Annotated in this window: 13 protein-coding genes and 1 other annotated feature; of the genes, 6 read left to right on the top strand and 7 right to left on the bottom strand. The window is 61.7% G+C overall.

Features of this window, described 5'->3' with window-relative positions; all coding sequences use genetic code 11:
* Positions 1 to 54 precede the first annotated feature (54 nt).
* Entirely contained in the window at positions 55 to 2,295 is a 2,241-nt protein-coding gene (locus CC94_RS21265) for a PKD domain-containing protein (RefSeq protein ID WP_005374943.1), read from the bottom strand.
* A 54-nt stretch (positions 2,296 to 2,349) separates the two neighbouring features.
* Entirely contained in the window at positions 2,350 to 4,647 is a 2,298-nt protein-coding gene (locus CC94_RS0106445; RefSeq protein ID WP_005374941.1) for a TonB-dependent hemoglobin/transferrin/lactoferrin family receptor, read from the bottom strand.
* Between the two features lie 47 nt (positions 4,648 to 4,694).
* On the opposite strand from CC94_RS0106445, the gene hemP reads away from it, so the two are divergent.
* The 6 genes from hemP to CC94_RS0106410 all read left to right on the top strand — a co-directional run bounded on the left by hemP (position 4,695) and on the right by CC94_RS0106410 (position 13,559).
* Positions 4,695 to 4,847, top strand: a complete 153-nt coding sequence (gene hemP / locus CC94_RS22890; protein ID WP_169740945.1) for a hemin uptake protein HemP — start codon at positions 4,695 to 4,697, stop codon at positions 4,845 to 4,847.
* A gap of 138 nt (positions 4,848 to 4,985) precedes the next feature.
* Positions 4,986 to 5,117, bottom strand: a sequence feature (AL1L pseudoknot).
* Between the two features lie 326 nt (positions 5,118 to 5,443).
* Positions 5,444 to 6,112, top strand: coding sequence for a CerR family C-terminal domain-containing protein (locus CC94_RS0106430; protein WP_005374939.1), 669 nt, complete (start codon positions 5,444 to 5,446; stop codon positions 6,110 to 6,112).
* On the top strand, positions 6,102 to 7,643 hold the full coding sequence (locus CC94_RS0106425) for an efflux transporter outer membrane subunit (protein WP_005374937.1): 1,542 nt from the start codon (positions 6,102 to 6,104) through the stop codon (positions 7,641 to 7,643). The genes CC94_RS0106430 and CC94_RS0106425 overlap by 11 nt, the downstream gene beginning before the upstream one ends.
* Positions 7,640 to 8,752, top strand: a complete 1,113-nt coding sequence (locus CC94_RS0106420) for an efflux RND transporter periplasmic adaptor subunit (RefSeq protein WP_005374934.1) — start codon at positions 7,640 to 7,642, stop codon at positions 8,750 to 8,752. Before CC94_RS0106425 ends, CC94_RS0106420 begins: the two co-directional genes overlap by 4 nt.
* Positions 8,749 to 11,862 carry an efflux RND transporter permease subunit gene (locus CC94_RS0106415; protein ID WP_031430261.1) on the top strand — a complete coding sequence of 1,038 codons (3,114 nt, stop codon included), beginning with the start codon at positions 8,749 to 8,751 and terminating at the stop codon, positions 11,860 to 11,862. The genes CC94_RS0106420 and CC94_RS0106415 overlap by 4 nt, the downstream gene beginning before the upstream one ends.
* Positions 11,863 to 12,326: 464 nt before the next feature.
* On the top strand, positions 12,327 to 13,559 hold the full coding sequence (locus tag CC94_RS0106410; RefSeq protein WP_031430260.1) for a TIGR03862 family flavoprotein: 1,233 nt from the start codon (positions 12,327 to 12,329) through the stop codon (positions 13,557 to 13,559).
* A gap of 133 nt (positions 13,560 to 13,692) precedes the next feature.
* Here CC94_RS0106410 and CC94_RS0106405 read toward each other — a convergent pair whose 3' ends face one another.
* From CC94_RS0106405 to CC94_RS0106385, 5 genes are all read right to left on the bottom strand, one after another.
* Positions 13,693 to 14,040 (bottom strand): hypothetical protein, encoded by a 348-nt coding sequence (locus CC94_RS0106405; protein ID WP_005374930.1) that lies wholly within the window; start codon positions 14,038 to 14,040, stop codon positions 13,693 to 13,695.
* A gap of 362 nt (positions 14,041 to 14,402) precedes the next feature.
* Positions 14,403 to 14,792 (bottom strand): type II toxin-antitoxin system VapC family toxin, encoded by a 390-nt coding sequence (locus CC94_RS0106400; protein ID WP_031430258.1) that lies wholly within the window; start codon positions 14,790 to 14,792, stop codon positions 14,403 to 14,405.
* Positions 14,789 to 15,034: a type II toxin-antitoxin system Phd/YefM family antitoxin gene (locus tag CC94_RS0106395; RefSeq protein WP_031430256.1), complete on the bottom strand. Its 246-nt coding sequence runs from the start codon at positions 15,032 to 15,034 to the stop codon at positions 14,789 to 14,791. Before CC94_RS0106395 ends, CC94_RS0106400 begins: the two co-directional genes overlap by 4 nt.
* Before the next feature lie 244 nt (positions 15,035 to 15,278).
* The gene (locus CC94_RS0106390; RefSeq protein WP_031430254.1) at positions 15,279 to 15,560 is read right to left on the bottom strand and encodes a hypothetical protein; all 282 of its coding nucleotides are present in this window, start codon (positions 15,558 to 15,560) and stop codon (positions 15,279 to 15,281) included.
* 424 nt (positions 15,561 to 15,984) lie between these two features.
* Positions 15,985 to 17,238, bottom strand: a complete 1,254-nt coding sequence (locus CC94_RS0106385) for an IS256 family transposase (RefSeq protein WP_005372517.1) — start codon at positions 17,236 to 17,238, stop codon at positions 15,985 to 15,987.
* Positions 17,239 to 17,392 lie beyond the last annotated feature (154 nt).

Here is a 17,392-nt window from a genome sequence, read left to right as displayed (position 1 = left end):
GGGCACAAGCCAGTCGATGGGATCGCTTGTCAGGTTGGGATAGCGTCATGATGATTACCTCTTTATTTTCACGGTGGCGTCATGGGCTTGGCCGTCGTCCACGGCGGTGCCGTCCCGTGTCGGGGGCACTTGGACGTGGATCGAGCCTTCGCAAAACTGCGTGCCGTCGTCGGCGCTGAAATTCAACTGGTAAACCCGGCCATTACCGCTGAAAGGCTGGCTCTTCTTGCGGAGTCCCTGGCGTTCGGCCCGAAGCAGGGCGGAATCCCTGGTCATGGGATTCTTGCGAGTCGCTTTCGGGGTAACGATCTTGGCATCCCGGCGGGTCCGGTCCTTGAGCGCCGGATTGAAGACCGGCTCATCCTGGGTAATGCCGGTGATGGTGAGCCGGAACGGGTCCGGCCCGGTGACGCCGTCGATCCTGACCTTTTTCATGCCTCGATTGGATGGCCACAGGGTAGCGCGGCTGGGCACGGCATGGGAGCAGTCCAGGGCCTGGCCGTTGCTATTGACTAGCACCCGCACGGTATCCGAGGCCGACAGCGGGTCGGGTGCGTACCCGTCGCTCACCGTAAGGCGGAACTCCAGCACCACCGTACCTTCCATCACTGACGGCGCAATGAACTCGGGGCTCGGTGTATCGGGCCCGGACAGGACCACGGTCGGTCCGCCGGTCTGCTCCCAGGAGTAGGTCAGTTCATCGCCGTCGGGATCGCTGGCCGTGGAGTGGAGGACCACCCGGGCGTCCTGCCCGAACACCTGGCCGGTGTCCGCATCCACGGTGGGAGCACTGTTGGCGACGATGGCGACGGTGACGGTTTGTTGTGAGCTTTCCAGACGTCCGTCGGACACGGTGAGCGAGAACGTCAGGGTTTGGCCGATGGCATCGACCGGCGCCACGAAGCTGGGATTCGCCGCCGTGTCGCTGGACAGGGCCACCGTTGGTCCGCCGGTCTGAGTCCAGTGGTAGGCAAGCGGATCGCCGTCCGGGTCGTAACTTTCGCCGCCCAGCACTTTCACGGCGCCGGCCCGAAGGGTGGACGCCGCCCCCGGATCGGCCACCGGTGCCTCGTTATGCCATTTCACGTCCACGTTCACGGTGGCGGCGTCGGACTCGTTGCCATCGGTATCGGTGATCACCAACTGGAAGGTCAGTACGGTGTCATTGCCCAGGCGCGGCGTTGTGAAGCGCGGTTTGATGGCCGTGGGATCGTCGAGGGTGACGGTGGGCCCGGCCAATTGGGTCCATTGGTAGCTCAATGCCTGCCCTTCCGGATCGCTGCTTGCCGACCCATCGAGGACCGCCTCCACGCCGGCCCGGACGCTCTGGTCGGTGCCCGCCTCGGCGAAAGGCGTGCCGGGCGGCTGGCTGTCCAGGTCGCGCACGTTGACCTGGGTGTTGGCGGCGTTGCTGGGCAGCCCCTCGGCGTCGATGGCCACCAACTGGAAGCCGAGCGTCGTGGTGGCGTTTACCTCCGGTGCCGTGAAGCGCGGTGTGGCGGAGGCGGCATCGCGCAGCATCACGCTGGGTCCGGCGGTCTGGATCCAGTGGAAGCCGAGCGCCTGCCCTTCGGGATCGCTGCCCGACCCGTACAGGGTCACCTCCGTGCCTTCGCTCACCCATTGCGCCGCGCCCGCCTGGGCCTCGGGTGCCTGGTTGTGGCGGGGACCTACGTCTACGGCGACTTGGGTCAGGCTCATGGAATGCTCCGCCGAACCGAAGACGAATTGATAGGTAGCGGGGGCCGTGGGCAAGTCCCAGAAGAATAGCCGGTGTTGCAAGGTAACCGGACCCTGGCTGGTGGCGAACGCCGGATCGTTGAACGTGACCGCGCTGAAGGTGGGAGCGGCCCCGTTCAGGGTGACTCCGGCGACATCGAGTGCGGTGCCTTGAGTTTCGATCTGCAAAACGGCCCGCTGGGGTTCGGCGGGAACCTCGCCTTCGAAATTTACCTCGAAGCGTTCCGGCCCGGAGAAGCTGTACAGATTGCCCGTGCTGGTGCGGATAGTCCCGGCGTTCCAGCCCAGCCAGGGGGAGACCGCACCGAACGTGCCGACATCGGGCGCCGAAGTCCGGTCACTGTCGGTGCCGTGGGAGGCGTCACTGAAGCTATCCCATTCCGCGTACAGGGTTCCGGCATCGCCCCGAGTCCAGAGGCCCCAGGGAGCCGTATCGGGTTGGTCGAAGCCGAACCCGGCCCCGTACGGGTCGGGGCCTCGGGCGTTATCCGGGCAGGCCGGTCCTGCGGCGGCCAGCAGGCCGGCCGCTAGGGTCAATCGATACAGGTGACGCATGGTTCGTGTCCTCTCGTGGTAATGGAAAAAAATCGCCGGTCCGGCATTCATGGTTCAGAACTCCACCCGGAGGCTCGCGCTCACGTTGATACCGGGTTGGGTGAACCGGTCGCGGATGTCCACCGGGCCGCCCAGCCCCGCGTGGGGATCGCTGCCCAGGCCCCGGGCGGTCTCCCACTCGATGTAGCGTTTGTCGAAGATGTTGAAGAGCCCGAGATTCAGGGTGACGTGGTCGGTGTAGCGGCAGTAGGCCAGGAGGTCGACAGTCCCGTAGCCGGCGGTCGGGAACACCGCCCCGGCGGTTTCGAAGTCGATGTCCTGGGTCTTTTTGGGCGCCGCCAGGGTCAGGATGGTCTCGATGCCCCAGCGGCCGCCCGCCGCGTCGTAGCCGAGCCCCAGTACCCCGCGCATCGGATTGACCGAGTTCACGGGGGCTTGGGTGTGGAGGTTCCAGCCTTCGGCGTAGGCATAGCTGCCCACGGCCTTGAACCCTTCCAGCACGGGCCAGAGCCGGCTCAGCTTCAGTTCGCCCTTGAACTCGAAACCCTGGATGCGCACCGGGTCCGGGACGTTGATCGTCATGTAAGTCAACAGGCCGAAAGGTGGACAGCTGGTCCCGGCAGTCGGATCGCAGACGGTCTCGCTCTGGATGAAGTCCTGGTAATCATTGCGGAAGAAGGTGGCGTCGGCGTAGCCCGCCCGTCCTTCCGCCCGTAGCCCCACCTCGCCGCCCGAGCTGGTCTCGGGCTTCAGGTTGGGATTGGGAATGGAGGCGTAGCCGAAGCTGAAGTTGACGAAACCGGAGTTGGCGTCCGAGAAATTGGGCGCGCGGAAACCCTCCGCGTACTGGCCGTGCAGGGTGAAAACGTCGTTCAGGTGGAACAGGGCGCCGAACTTGGGGGAAAAGGCGGTGGCGTCCTGATCCACGACCCGGTTGCCTTTGTTGTCTTTGGCATAGATGGCATCGACCTCCGGCCGCAGTCCGAAATAATCGAAACGCAGGGCGGGCAGCAGTTCCACCCGGCGCTCCCAGAACGTCATTTCATCCTGCCAGAACAGGCCTGCCCGGAACGTGTCGGATACGGGAAAGTCCCGCACCGGAAAGGAGTCGGGGGTGACGACATTGCTGACCGCGCCGGTGTTCAGGTCGGCGAGATGGCCGTCCCGCAGGGCTTCGGTGCGGAAGTGGAAGACTTCGCCGCCAAACACCGAGCGGTGTCGGGTCGGCCCCAAGGCGAACTCGGTGACGCCCTGGATTTCGCCGCCGGCCATGGACTGTTGGTAAGTGAACAGCCGCGACACCTGCTGGTTGTCGCCCAAGAGCGTGTTGCGCGCCTCGTCTACCGCCTGACGGGTTTCGCTCTGCTGGCCGTAAATCTTCCAGTTGAGCGTGTCCAGCCAGCCGAGATCGAGGTGCTTGATGGACTGATCCAGGCTGACCCGCCAGCGGTTCTGCCGGTCGTCGGTGAGGAAGCGGTAGACATCGCGTCCGGTGTAGTTCAACCCGTACAGCGAATACACCTGGGTATCGACATCGTTCGCCAGGGCTTCCCCGGTCAGCCGGAGAACGTTATCCTCGCTGAACCGGTACAGCAGCTTGGACAGCAGGTTGAGCGTTCGGGCATTCTGGGGATTGGGCTCGGTACGGGCGCGGGACAGGCTGTCGTTGCTGCCTTTATTCTCCGTTTCCCCGGCCTGATTGTGGGTCAGCAGCAGCATCCCTTCCAGTCCCGAGTACTCGCCCGCCAGGGTGGCGGTTTGCAGGAAGCCCTGGTTGGCGCTGCCATAAAGCAGCTTCAGGCTTTCGTAATGGGAGTTGCCGAACAGTTCCAGGTAATCGCGGGGATCCTTGGTGACGAAGTTGACCACGCCGCCGATGCCGTCGCTGCCGTACAGCGCGGAGCCGGGGCCGCGGACGATTTCCACTGCCTTGAGGGAGTCCACGTCCACCATGTTGCGGCGGGCGCTCTGGAAGCTGCCGATGGAGAAAGCATCGGGAATCCGCACGCCGTCCACCAGGGTCTGGATGCGGTTGCCGCCGACCCCGCGGATATTGAACCCGGACAGTCCGAAGCGCTGGGGATCGTTCTGCACGTAGACCCCCGGCTCGTAGCGGACCACGTCCTTGATGGTGCGGGCGAGCTGACGTTCCATCGTCTCGGCCTCGATCACCGAGGCGGTACCCGGCATGTCGAGGACGCCGCGCTCGGTGCGGCTGGCCGTCACCAGGACGCTTTCCAGTTCCGCCTCCGATTGGGATTCCGCTTCCGATTCGGGCATGGCCGCTTCGGCCGCCGCTGCACAATCGGCAGCGAGCAGGGACAGGATCAGGCACGCCGAAAACTTTGTCATAAAAGAGACGGCTCCCGCTTCATTCCGGGTTGTGAGCTGGCTGCCTTGTGCCGAAGCACTCGGTGGCTGGCGGGTGTGAATCCGTTCGAAGCGCATTGCCGCGCAGGGACGAAGCAATGAACGGACCATCCATGCACGACGGCGAGGAATACCGGTTGCGGATTACCCGCAACAACAAGCTGATTCTGACCAACAAATAGCGCATTGCCGCAAACAGAGTTTCGCTACGGGAGGGACTGCGTTCCGCCGGAGACGGCCTTGGTTTTTGTTGATCGTCCATTATTAAATAACAGCAGTTATCATTTATGAAAAAGTAAATGATAATTGTTATCATTCGTAAAAGCAATCGGTTTCCGCTTGCGCAGAACACACTTGCAGATCGGCTCGACTCTATAAGCGTCGCGGTGCCGGTCAATAAATTCCTTCATCGCTTGAAGGGGTGGTCGAGCTCCGCCTGAGCGAAATCAGCCGATGCTTTAGCAGGATCTTAGGGAACGTCCGGTATATCCCGTCATAAATCCTCCCTGAGCCGTCTTATCACCTATCACTTTACTTAAATAGCACGTCATACCGGCATGGACTGCCGGTATCCAGGACACAGGGATGTGATTTGAGCCTTGCCATTCCTGGTTTCTGGATTCCGGCAATCCCTGCCGGAATGACGTAGTAGAGATTTTCGTTAAACTGATAGGCGTTAAGCTGAGCCGTTCACTGAATTGCCAATCCATTCATCGATTGCTATGATATTAAATCAATCGATTGATTTATTTACTTCCGAGCAATTTACCGGGGCGGCATGGCCAAAAACAGAAATACTGAAACGGAAATTCACGATGCGCGTAGCCGGCTCGTCAGTTCGGCATTGCGGCTGTTTGCCGAGAAAGGGTTCGAATCGGCCACTACCCGCGAAATCTGCGAAGCGGCGGGGGCGAATATTTCGGCCATCCGCTACTATTTCGGCGACAAGGCGGGCCTTTACCGCGCCGCCTTCACCGAACCGCTGGGCGATGCGCCCTGCCGGTCCGATCTTCAGGCTTATGCCGGTCTGCCGTTGGCCGAAGCGCTGGGCCGGCTGTTCCGGGAATTTCTCGAACCGTTGAAAAAGGGCGAGGAACTTCAACTGGTGATGAAACTGCATTTTCGGGAGATGATCGAGCCGACCGGCGCCTGGCAGCAGGAAATCGATGCGGAGATCAAGCCGCAGCATGAAGCGCTGGTGGCGCTGCTCAAGGCGCATTTGGAGCTTCGGGAGGTCGATGTGGATGCGCATCGGCTGGCTTTCGCGATCATCGGCATGGCGGTGCATTTTTATGTGGGCCAGGATGTGGTTTCGGCGATTTCGCCGGCGGTGTTGACCGGTCCGGAGGCGATCGACGTGCTGGCGGAACGTCTGGCCGGCTATGCGGTTTCGATGATCGAGGGCGAGGCCCGGCGGCGGGCGCAGGAGGCCGGTGGTGAAGCATAAAAGCCTTTTGCCGTTCAGTCTGCTGCCTTGCGTGCTTTCGGCCTGCGGCTCCGGCGGCTTACTGGCCACGGTGGGTCCCGATTACCGAAAGGCGCCGCTGCCGGCGGCGGCGCAATGGCAGGCGCCCCGGCCCGGCGACGATCACTCGCCCGTTGCCCACCGGGGCGACCCGGCCGATTTAAGCCGCTGGTGGGAGCGTTTTGACGATCCGGTCCTGAGCCGCTTTTTGGCAGCCGCCCAGCAGGCGAGCGCCACCGTCGCCGATGCCAAGGCGCGCATCGAGCAGGCCAGAGCCAACCTGGTTAGCGCGGATGCGGCCTTGTTGCCCAATATAGACTTCAGCGGCGGCGCCACGCGTTCCTCGGCATCCTTCGGGGGCGAACCGTTCATCTGGAACCAGTTCCCGTTCGGGCTCCAGTCCCGCTGGGAAATCGATCTGTTCGGCGGCCTGGCCCGCCAGGAAGAGGCGGCGCGTAGCCAGTTGGAATCGAGAAACGCCGCCTGGCACGATGCGCGGGTGGCGGTGGCGGTCGAAGTCGCCGATGCGTATCTGGCGTATCGCTATTGCGAAGCGCAAGTGCAGATCGTAAAGGCCGATACCGAATCGCGCCGGGAATCGGCGCGCCTGACGGAAATCGCGGGTAGCGCCGGGTTCCGCGCTCCGGGCGATGTCGCGCTGGCGAACGCCAGTGCCGCCGAAGGCAACAGAACGCTGCTGCGGCAACAAGCGGAGTGCGAACGCTCGATAAAGGGATTGGTCGCCCTGACCGGCCTGCCGGAAACGGAAGTCCGCCAATTACTGGCAGGCGTTCCGGAACGGCTGGCCAAGCTGCCCAGCCCGCCGGCCTTCCGAATCGGTGCCGTACCGGCGCGCGTGCTGCTGCAGCGGCCCGACCTGGCCGCCGCCGAACGCGACATGGCCGAAGCCAGCGCCAAAATCGGCGTCGAGCAGGCCAAACGGTTCCCGAAACTGAGCCTGTCCGGCAACATCACGCCGACCTTGCAAAACATGAACGGCGCGGCGTTTTTTCTCGCGGAAACCTGGTCCCTCGGCCCGACGCTCAGCCTGCCGCTGTTCGATGCGGGCAAGCGGGCCGCCGATGTGGACGCGGCGCGAGCCCAATACCAGGCGGCCGAAAGTCAATTCCGCAGCAAGGTGCGTACCGCGGTAAAAGAAGTGGAAGACGCCTTGGTGCGCCTGGACAGCGCCAACCGGCGCCTGCCCGAGGCGCAACAGGCCGTCGGCGGTTATCGCGCCCATTTTCAGGCGGTCCGGCAGCTTTTCGAAGTCGGCCTGGGTGATTTGCTCGACGTCGAGACCTCCCGGCGCAACGTTTTGTCCGCCGAGATGGCGCTCAAGGAGTTGGAGCAGGAGCGGGTCAGCGCCTGGATCGCCCTTTACCGCGCCGCCGGCGGCAGTTGGGAGGGGAATGAGGTTTCGGGGAAAAGCGGCGTGGCCGCCTCGGCGCACCCGAAAGCCCCGAGCAATTTTTTAGATCGGCAAGTCGGTTTCATCAAAGGTAAATCATGACAAAACGAAAAACGGGGTTGTTTCTGACCACCTTGGGCATATTGACCGGCTTGGGCGTTTTTATCGCCGGACGCAGCAACCAGCCCGCCGCAGACACGGTTGCCGCGCCCAGGCCCGCGCTCAGCGTGACGGTCATCCGGCCGGTCCTGCGCGATATCGCCATGACGCTGAGCGCGAACGGTTCTATCGCCGCCTGGCAGGAGGCGGTGATCGGCGCCGAAATCAGCGACTTGCGATTGACCGAGATCAATGTGCAGGTGGGGGACAAGGTCGGAAAAGGGCAGGTGCTGGCGGTTTTTGCCGACGAAAGCGTGTTGACCGACGTCGCCCGGAGCCGCGCGGCGCTCGCCGAGGCCGAGGCGAATCTGGCCGATGCGCGCGACAATGCCGAACGGGCGAAGCAGATCATGGCTTCCGGCGCACTCAGCGGCCAGCAAGTGAACCAGTACCTCACCGGCGAAAAAACCGCCAGGGCCAAGGTGCAATCGGCCAAGGCGCAGTTGGATTCGCAGCTTTTGCGTCTCAAATACACCCAGGTACTGGCCAGCGACGACGGCGTGATTTCATCCCGCAGCGCCACGCTGGGCGCGGTGGCCGCAAGAGGGCAGGAATTGTTTCGCCTGATCCGGCAAAACCGTCTGGAATGGCGGGGAGAAGTCACCGCCGCCGAAATGGCGCAGCTCGGCATCGGCATGACGGCCAGCGTCGAGGTGCCCAATGTCGGCGGCTTGCAGGGCAAGATCCGCGCGCTGGCGCCGACCCTCGACGAAAACAGCCGCAACGGGCTGGTTTACGTGGATTTGCCCGATGCGTCGCGGCACGGCTTGCGGGCGGGAATGTTCGCGCGCGGCGAATTCGACATCGGCGCCAAAGCCGGACTCATCGTTCCTCAGACCGCGCTTTCCCTGCGCGACGGCTTCAGCTATGTATTCAGGCTGGACGAGCAGAACGGCGATTTGGCCAAGGTGTCGCAGGTGAAAGTGCAATTGGGGCAGCGAAGCGGCGACAGTTTCGAGATTCTTTCGGGGCTTGCGCCGGAAGATCGCCTGGTCGCCGGCGGCGCCGCCTTTCTGGCCGACGGCGATACGGTGCGGGTGGTGCAGCCATGAACGTTTCCGCCTGGTGTATCCGCAATCCGATGCCGGCACTGATGCTGTTCGTGCTGCTGAGTTTCGGGGGATTGGCGAGTTTTCGGTCGATGAAGGTCCAGAACATGCCCGATCTGGACCTGCCCACCGTGACCGTATCGGCTTCGCTGCCCGGCGCCTCGCCGTCGCAGTTGGAAACCGAGGTGGCTCGGAAAATCGAAAATTCCATCGCCACCTTGCAGGGCCTGAAGCACATCACCACGAAAGTGCAGGACGGCAGCGTCACCATCACTGCCGAATTCCGGCTCGAAAAGCCCGTCCAGGAAGCCCTGGACGATGTGCGTTCGGCCGTTTCCAAAGTACGCGCCGACCTGCCGGGCGATCTGCGCGACCCGGTGGTCACCAAGCTGGACGTGGCCGGCTCCCCGATTCTGGCCTTTACTGTCGCTTCCGCGCAGCGCGACGACGAAGCGCTGTCCTGGTATGTGGAGGATACCGTCGCCAAAAAACTGCTCTCCGTAGCCGGCGTGGGGCAGGTGAACCGCGTGGGCGGCGTCAGCCGAGAGGTGACCATTGCTCTGGATCCGGTCAAATTGCAGGCGCTGGGCGCGACGGCTGCCGATATTTCCCGGCAGCTGCGCGAAATTCAGCGGGAAAGCGCGGGCGGCCGCGCCAACCTGGGCAGCGGCGAGCAGCCGGTGCGCACCCTGGCCAATGTCGCTTCGGTTGAAGAAATGCGGCCGTTGCCCATCGCGCTGGCGGATGGCCGCCGGATCCGGCTCGATCAGGTCGCGACCGTCGACGATACGGTGGCCGAGCCCCGTTCCCTGGCCATGCTCGACGGCAAGCCGGTAGTGGCGTTCGAAGTGACGCGCAGCCGCGGCGCCAGCGACGTGGAAGTGGGCGCCGGCGTGCAAAAAGCCTTGGCCGAATTGCGCGCTTCCAATCCGGATATCGAGTTTACCGGAGCCTTCGATTTCGTTACCCCGGCGCGTGAAGAATTCCGGGGTTCGATGACCATGCTGTACGAAGGCGCCCTGCTGGCCGTGCTGGTCGTCTGGCTGTTTTTAAAAGACTGGCGGGCGACTTTCGTTTCCGCCGTTGCGCTGCCGCTGTCGATCATTCCGGCTTTTTGGGGCATGGACTATTTCGGCTTTTCCCTGAATGGGGTCACCCTGCTGGCGCTGTCGCTGGTGGTCGGCATTCTGGTGGACGATGCGATTGTCGAAGTCGAAAACATCGTGCGCCACCTGCGCATGGGCAAATCGCCTTATCAGGCGGCCATGCAGGCGGCGGACGAGATCGGTCTGGCGGTAGTCGCCACCACGTTTGCGCTGGTGGCGGTATTTTTGCCGACGGCCTTCATGAGCGGGATTGCCGGACGCTTCTTCAAGCAATTCGGCTGGACCGCCGCGCTGGCCGTGCTGGCTTCGCTGGTGGTGGCGCGGATGCTGACGCCGATGATGTCGGCCTACCTGCTGAAGGGTAATAGCCACGCCGAGCCGCCGGAAGGACGCCTGATGCGGGGCTATATGAAGCTCGCGGCCTGGTGCCTGCAGCACCGCCCGGCCACGATGATCGCCGCGGCGGCGTTTTTCGCAGGGTCTCTGTGTCTGATCCCGCTGTTGCCTCAGGGCTTCATTCCTCCCGACGACAATCCGCAGACCCAGGTTTTCGTCGAATTGCCTCCCGGCGCCAGCCTGGTACAAACCCGGGCGGCGGCGGAAGCCGCCCGGCACCTGGTGGCTGGCGTGCCGTACGTGAAATCGATTTACACCACCATCGGCAGCGGTTCGGCGGGCAGCGACCCGTTTGCGGCATTGCAAGGCGGCGAAGTGCGCAAAGCCACGCTGACGATCCTGCTGGCCAATCGCCAGGACCGCCCCGTGCGCAAGCAGGCGATCGAGCAGGACATTCGCCGGGCGCTGCAAAATCTGCCCGGCGTACGCACCAAGGTCGGCCTCGGCGGCTCGGGCGAAAAATACATCCTGGTGCTGAGCGGCAACGACCCGCAGACGTTGAGTGCCGCGGCCCGCAGCGTGGAGCGCGATCTGCGGACCATTCCCGGCCTCGGCAGCATTGCGTCGAGCGCCGCGCTGGTCAGGCCGGAAATTGCGGTAAGGACCGATTTTGCCCGCGCGGCCGATCTGGGCGTCACCACCACAGCGATCGCGGAGACCTTGCGCATCGCCACGCTGGGCGATTACGACTGGTCTTTGCCCAAGCTCAATCTCGCCCAGCGCCAGGTGCCGGTGGTGGTGAAACTGGCCGCCGGCGGACGCAGCGATCTGTCGGTGCTGGGACGGCTCGCGGTGCCCTCCTTCAAGACGGGTTCGGGATCGGTGATGGTGAGCCAGGTGGCCAGCTTGGAACTTTCCAGCGGGCCGGCCGTGATCGACCGTTACGACCGTTCGCGCAACATCAATTTCGAGGTCGAACTCTCCGGCCTGCCGCTGGGCGACGTGGCGGCGGCGGTGCAGAACCTGCCGAGCATCCGCAACCTGCCCGCCGGAGTCAGGCAGATCAATATCGGCGATGCCGAAATGATGGCGGAGCTTTTCGCCAGTTTCGGCCTGGCCATGCTCACCGGCGTGCTGTGCATCTTCATCGTGCTGGTGCTGCTGTTCAAAGAGTTTCTGCAGCCGATCACCATCCTGGCGGCGCTGCCGCTGTCTTTCGGCGGCGGCTTCGTGGCGTTGCTGCTGACCGGCAAGGCGTTTTCGATGCCGTCCCTGATCGGGCTGGTCATGCTGATGGGCATCGCCACCAAGAACTCCATATTGCTGGTCGAATATGCGATCGTGGCACGCCGGGATCACGGCATGTCCCGGCCGGCGGCGCTGCTGGACGCCTGCCGCAAACGCGCCCGGCCCATCGTGATGACGACCATTGCGATGGGGGCCGGCATGCTGCCGATTGCGGTCGGCGCGGGCGAGGCGGACGCCTCCTTCCGCAGCCCGATGGCGGTCGCCGTGATCGGCGGCCTGGTGACCTCCACCTTGCTCAGCCTGCTGGTGATTCCGGTGGCCTATACCTATCTGGACGATTTCAGGCAGTGGAGCAAGTCGCTCCGGAGGCGATTTGCCGGCGTTAAGGCATCTTCCGTTGCGGGATCGAAATGTTCGAGCTGAAACAGCCTGAGGTTTAGGATCGGTTTCCCGCCGATCGCTTATCGTGATACCTCTTTTACCGGCTCGGGTTACCCCCCAAAGGGCACAAACGTAGGGTACGCTGTGCGTACCTTTTGACATTGAGGGTACGCACAGCGTACCTTACGAGGTTGGCTGGACTTAACGGCATGGCAGCCTTCAGAAGGTGAGGACTTCCCTTCACGCGATATGAAAATGCTCTAATGGTACGCACAGCGTACCCTACTGAAAAAGAATTACGGGGCTTGCTTACTGAAGTTTTTTCGTGATTTTAGTGTGTTTCGTGGACCGTCAGGGCATTGGAGCAGACGGTCAGATGGAACGCTTGCCATACAAGCGTTAAGTTTCCGTATTTCATTGGCCTGAAAGGATTATGCGCACGTTCGAATTTTTAACTGCGGTATTTGAGTTAAAATGCGCGGCTTTTCAAACTTCAACAGACTGCCATGCCTGAACATACTGCCCCGCAAGTCGCCGTGATCGGCGGAGGCCCGTCCGGGCTGATGGCTGCCGAAGCGTTGAGTCTTGTGGGCGTGCAGGTCGACGTGTACGACGCCATGCCGTCGCTCGGCCGCAAGTTTTTGCTGGCCGGCATCGGCGGGTTGAATATCACCCACAGCGAAGACTATACCGCCTTTTGCGCCCGCTACGGCGATCGCCGGCCGCAGCTGCAAGCCATGCTCGACCGGTTTCCGCCCGAAGCCTTACAGGCGTGGGTACATGGACTCGGCATCGAGACCTTCGTCGGCAGTTCGGGCCGGGTCTTTCCCATGCAGATGAAGGCCGCGCCGCTGCTGCGGGCCTGGCTGCATCGCCTGCGCAGCGCCGGGGTGCGTCTGCATGCCCGTCATCGCTGGCTGGGCTGGGATGCGGACGGCGCCTTGCGGTTGGCCAATCCGGAGGGCGAAATTTCACTCAAGCCGCAGGCGACGGTGCTGGCTTTGGGCGGCGCCAGCTGGCCGCAACTGGGATCGAATGGCGCATGGGTGCCGTGGCTGCAAGCGCGGGGCGTTGAGATCGCGCCGCTGCAAAGCGCGAATTGCGGCTTCGAGGTGGCGTGGAGCCGGCATCTGCGCGACAAATTCGCCGGCGAGCCGCTGAAGTCGGTCGCGCTGACGTTCACCGACACGCAGGGCCGCACCGAGCGGCGGCAAGGCGAAATGGTAGTCAGCGCGCGCGGCGTGGAAGGCAGCCTGATCTATGCGTTTTCGCAGCGGCTGCGCGACTGCCTGAATGCCCACGGCAGCGCCACCTTTTCGCTCGATCTGGCGCCGGGACGCAGCGCGGAGCGGGTCCTGGCCGAACTCGGCCGGCCGCGCGGGCCCCGGTCGCTATCCAGCCATCTGCAAAGCAGGCTCGGCCTTGCCGGGGTCAAGGCGGCCCTGCTGCATGAGATCCTCGACAAGCAGCAGCTCGCCGATCCGGCCGCGCTCGCGGCGGCGATCAAGGCTTTACCCCTCACGGTACGCGCGCCCTTTCCCCTCGCCGACGCGATCAGCACCGCCGGCGGCGTCAGCTTTGACAGCCTCGACTCAAACCTCATGCTCACCGCGCTGCCCGGCGTTTTTGTCGCGGGCGAAATGATCGACTGGGAGGCGCCCACCGGCGGTTATCTGCTCACGGCCTGTTTCGCCACCGGTCTGCACGCAGGGTTGGGCGTGCGCGACTGGCTGAAATGAAAAAATAACTTCCTCTTATTGCCCAAAGCAAGCTTTGGACTTCTGGGTGCCGCAGTAAAACTCAAGCTCTGGCGTTCAAAACTTGCTTTGCCCCCATCCTTCCGTTTAGGGAAATGGCTTGCGGCAAAAATCCTTACTTGCTTTCGAGTTTCTTTTTGGCGGCGTCGGCTTGCCTGCCGATGCTTTCGACCGTGGCGCGGTATTCGGCTTGCGCGGCGTTCGCCGTGTCCGCGATGACCGCGTTGTCCGTGTTCGCTTCCTTGACCAAGCATTCGTAATAGGCCTTGGCCTGCTGTTGCCAGGTATTGATCTTCGCGACGCTTCGGTTGAAGGCTTCGACGTTGGTTTGATCTATCGCCGGTACCTCGGGCTTGTTGCCGCAGTCGGCGAGCGACCATTTGCCGTTCGCGAGGGTGCCGGCGTTGACGCACAAAGGTATTGCCAAGATAAGGCTCAGCAATCGCAGAGTGTTTCGGGTCATCGGTTTTCTCCTGTCAAGTCATCGTTGTAGGGTATGCTGCGCATACCATTTTTTAAGCTCTTGTAGGGCGGATTCGCCGCCAGGCAATCCGCCGCGCTTTGAAGGGGATTGGCGTTTTGCTGTCGCGAAAACGCCCTACAACGCTGCTCTTCATCATTCATAACGCTTGAAGTGGGTGGATAACAGCCTGGTAGGTCGGGCACGTTTTTTGTGCCCGACCTTTTCGATGCGGCGATAGAGCGATAACGGTTACGGATCACCGAAGACATCTTCGCCACCCAAATGTCGGATAACGGTGGCGCTGTTGCCCAGACCTACTGGACTTTCGATAGTACGGACAGCCGCTTATTTTTTGCTGCCATTCATTGGACATGTTGCACAGGACCTGGGTATTCGGCCAAATAGGCGTCGGATGTCAATAGCGTGATGCCCTCGACAACGGCTTGGGCGATCAGTAAGCGGTCAAAGGGATCTTTATGGATTGGCGGCAACGCGCCGATGGCTACCGCATGCTCGCTCAGGATCGGTAGTTCACTGTAGCCATTGTCCAGCAGGCCGCGCCGCAATAGGCGCGGATCGACCTGGAAGTCTTTACGGCCTAAGCCGCATTTGATAACGATTTCCCAAAGACTGGCGACGCTGAATAACAGTTCGTTTTCAGGGGCGCTCATCAGCGTCTGGGCAGCCGGCGGCAAATATTCAAAACCTTCCGCCGCCCACAGCAATAGATGGGTGTCCAGCAGCAGCTTCATGCGCCATCCTCAAATAACTGCGCGATTTCCTGTTCGCCCATCCGGTCAAAATCATCCGGCACTTGGATCTGTCCCGCCATAAAACCGAAGCGCTTGATTTGAGAAGGCTCCGGCGCATTAAGCGCAATCACCTTGACCATCGGCTTACCGGCCTTGGCAATGACAAACGGCTTACCGTTGGCAGCTTGCTCTACCAGTCGGGATAGCTGAGTTTTGGCATCGTGAATGTTGTATGTTTGCATGATGATCCCCTGATTAAACTTAGTTTAATTAGTTTAGTTTATCACGGCTCGATACGCTATTCTAGAACATTTATTCATTGAAAGTCGGTCCGAGCTGCGAGCGCAGGTATTTCTCGAAAGCGTCGTCCTTCATCGCCTGATCCACTCACCACGGACGCGGTCAGCCGATCGGCCCGTAACCCGGCGATAAAGGTCAGCGTTTTCCAATGGCCGGCCGGCGTAGCATCCACGCAGCGGGCACCGCCTAAAGCCCGGCCATAACGCCGGAGCATATGGGTGCTGATTCCGGTTTCATCCAAAAACACCCGTTTGGAGAGATCACGGCTTTTTTGCCAAGCCTGCCATTGATCCCGTGCCGCGGCAATACCAGGGTCGTGATTGAAAGGGTCAGGCGGTGTCCGGTTTCCAGCCAGCTTTGCAGTTTCTTCAAGGTCATTGATGGGCGTTGCGCTAACTGTTTCACAAGGGCATCGGCATAGGGTTCCAGGATGGCCCGTCGGTAGCCGCCGATGGGCTTGTTCGGCACGCTCCCACTATTTCGCCAAAACTGGTGGATGCGTGAAACAACTCGTAACCCGTAACCCGTAAGGCGGAACCCGTAAGGCGGAACCGGCTTTGCCGGGTTCCGCCGAATGAGGTTTGGAATGCCGGATCGCTTGACATGCCGGTAGGCGATCCACCAACCCTAGGCCGACAGATAAAATAAAGTTTGATGCATCGCATCAAAGGTGCAGGACTCGTTCGGCGTCGTGGTCGTTCCGAATGGCGGAACCCGGCAAAGCCGGTTCCGCCTTACGGGTTATAAAGACTCAACGATGTCCTCTGGCCAAACGGCTTAATCAAAGGAATTCCCATCGGCGTAAGCACGTCCATTGCCAAATGTAGCAGACCAGAAAGGCAAAAACCATAGCCCACGGAGAAATGGTCAAATGTTGTGTACGGGACATTGATTAAGCGGCGACTTTCTCCTGATCTTCCCGTACTCCATCCTTGAAGGAAACTCCCTGAATCACTTCGGCCAGGCGTGCAACGCCGCGTAACTTAAGCCAGCGGCGCTCGGCGCTTTTGACCAGCATGAACACCATCGCCAGGATGCTCTCCCGCGAGACACAGCCCCGCGTCTTGGCCGTGCGCAGTCGCACGGTGGCGAAGGTGGATTCGATCGGGTTGGTCGTCCGGATATGAATCCAGTGCTCTGCCGGAAAATCATAAAACGCGAGCAAGGCATCCTGATCCTTTTCCAGGCAGTCCGCTGCCTTCGGGTACTTCGGCCGATAAACGGTCAGAAAACGACTGAACGCGGTCTCGGCTTCCTTCCGGCTCGCTGCCATCCAGATTTCATGCAGACCCGCCTTGGCTTTCGGTTGTTGGCTCTTGGGCAGCTTGTTCAGGATATTGGCCGTCTTATGCACCCAGCAGCGCTGACTGCGCGTCGTACCGAAGACCTGCGGCAGCGCTTTCCAAAAGCCGAGGGCGCCGTCGCCAATCGCCAATTGGGGATCGATCCTCAAGCCCCTCAACTTTAGGTCCAACAACACTTCCCGCCAGGAAGCTTCGCTTTCCCGGTAACCGTCAGAGAGCGCCACCAGTTCCTTCTTGCCTTCCGGTGTCGCCCCAATCACCACCAGGATGCATTGCGCCGCATCTTCCAGTCGCACGCCGAAGTGGATGCCGTCAACCCACAGATAGACATAGCGCTGGTGCGAGAGATCGCGGCGCGACCAGCACTGCTGCTCGTCTTTCCAACTTTCCTTTAAGCGACTGATCGTGCTCGCCGACAAGCCCGGCGCCTCGGGGCCTAACAGGGTGCTGAGCGCTTCCTGAAAGTCTCCGGTCGAAAGTCCTTTCAGATACAGCCAGGGCAACAATTGCTCCACGGTCTTCGTGCGCCGTAAGTACGGCGGCAGTAGCGACGAAGTAAACCGTAGCTGGCCTGCGCGGTCGCGGATGCGCGGTACCGAAACCTCAATGTCGCCGATGCCAGTCTGGATCGTGCGTTTCGGCAAGCGGCCATTGCGCACGACCCGCTGCAAACCGGCTTGAGTCTTTTCCGTTTGAAAACGCTCCAGAAAGGCGCTGACTTCCGCTTCGATCGCCACCGCCAGCATTCGCTGGGCGCCTTCTCGCAAGACATCGGTTAAAGCATCGGCTATAGGGCTCGCACCCGCTAGCGTTTTTAACGGGATGACCTTATCATTGCTCATGGCGTATTCACTCCTCTTTGTTAGGATTTGATGACCTTGAAGACCATCAAGAATACGCCGCTTTCCTCATTCCTTCATCCACAACTTTCAAGCATAACTCCCGGCAGGGCAGACCGACGTCCTCCAGTTTGCCGCCGACCTGACGCCCGCCGAC

Origin of the sequence: Methylomicrobium agile (genome assembly GCF_000733855.1) — a bacterium.
GTDB lineage: Bacteria > Pseudomonadota > Gammaproteobacteria > Methylococcales > Methylomonadaceae > Methylomicrobium > Methylomicrobium agile.
The sequence above is the reverse complement of the archived record's forward strand: the minus strand, read 5'-3'. Positions and strand labels throughout refer to the sequence as shown.

What these genes read in the sequence shown, in the direction of transcription:
- CC94_RS0106395 (WP_031430256.1), bottom strand. Translation starts at nt 15,034, where the DNA reads ATGCAAACATACAACATTCACGATGCCAAAACTCAGCTATCCCGACTG.
- CC94_RS21265 (WP_005374943.1), bottom strand. Translation starts at nt 2,295, where the DNA reads ATGCGTCACCTGTATCGATTGACCCTAGCGGCCGGCCTGCTGGCCGCC.
- CC94_RS0106445 (WP_005374941.1), bottom strand. Translation starts at nt 4,647, where the DNA reads ATGACAAAGTTTTCGGCGTGCCTGATCCTGTCCCTGCTCGCTGCCGAT.
- CC94_RS0106385 (WP_005372517.1), bottom strand. Translation starts at nt 17,238, where the DNA reads ATGAGCAATGATAAGGTCATCCCGTTAAAAACGCTAGCGGGTGCGAGC.
- CC94_RS0106430 (WP_005374939.1), top strand. Translation starts at nt 5,444, where the DNA reads ATGGCCAAAAACAGAAATACTGAAACGGAAATTCACGATGCGCGTAGC.
- CC94_RS0106400 (WP_031430258.1), bottom strand. Translation starts at nt 14,792, where the DNA reads ATGAAGCTGCTGCTGGACACCCATCTATTGCTGTGGGCGGCGGAAGGT.
- CC94_RS0106405 (WP_005374930.1), bottom strand. Translation starts at nt 14,040, where the DNA reads ATGACCCGAAACACTCTGCGATTGCTGAGCCTTATCTTGGCAATACCT.
- CC94_RS0106415 (WP_031430261.1), top strand. Translation starts at nt 8,749, where the DNA reads ATGAACGTTTCCGCCTGGTGTATCCGCAATCCGATGCCGGCACTGATG.
- CC94_RS0106410 (WP_031430260.1), top strand. Translation starts at nt 12,327, where the DNA reads ATGCCTGAACATACTGCCCCGCAAGTCGCCGTGATCGGCGGAGGCCCG.
- CC94_RS0106420 (WP_005374934.1), top strand. Translation starts at nt 7,640, where the DNA reads ATGACAAAACGAAAAACGGGGTTGTTTCTGACCACCTTGGGCATATTG.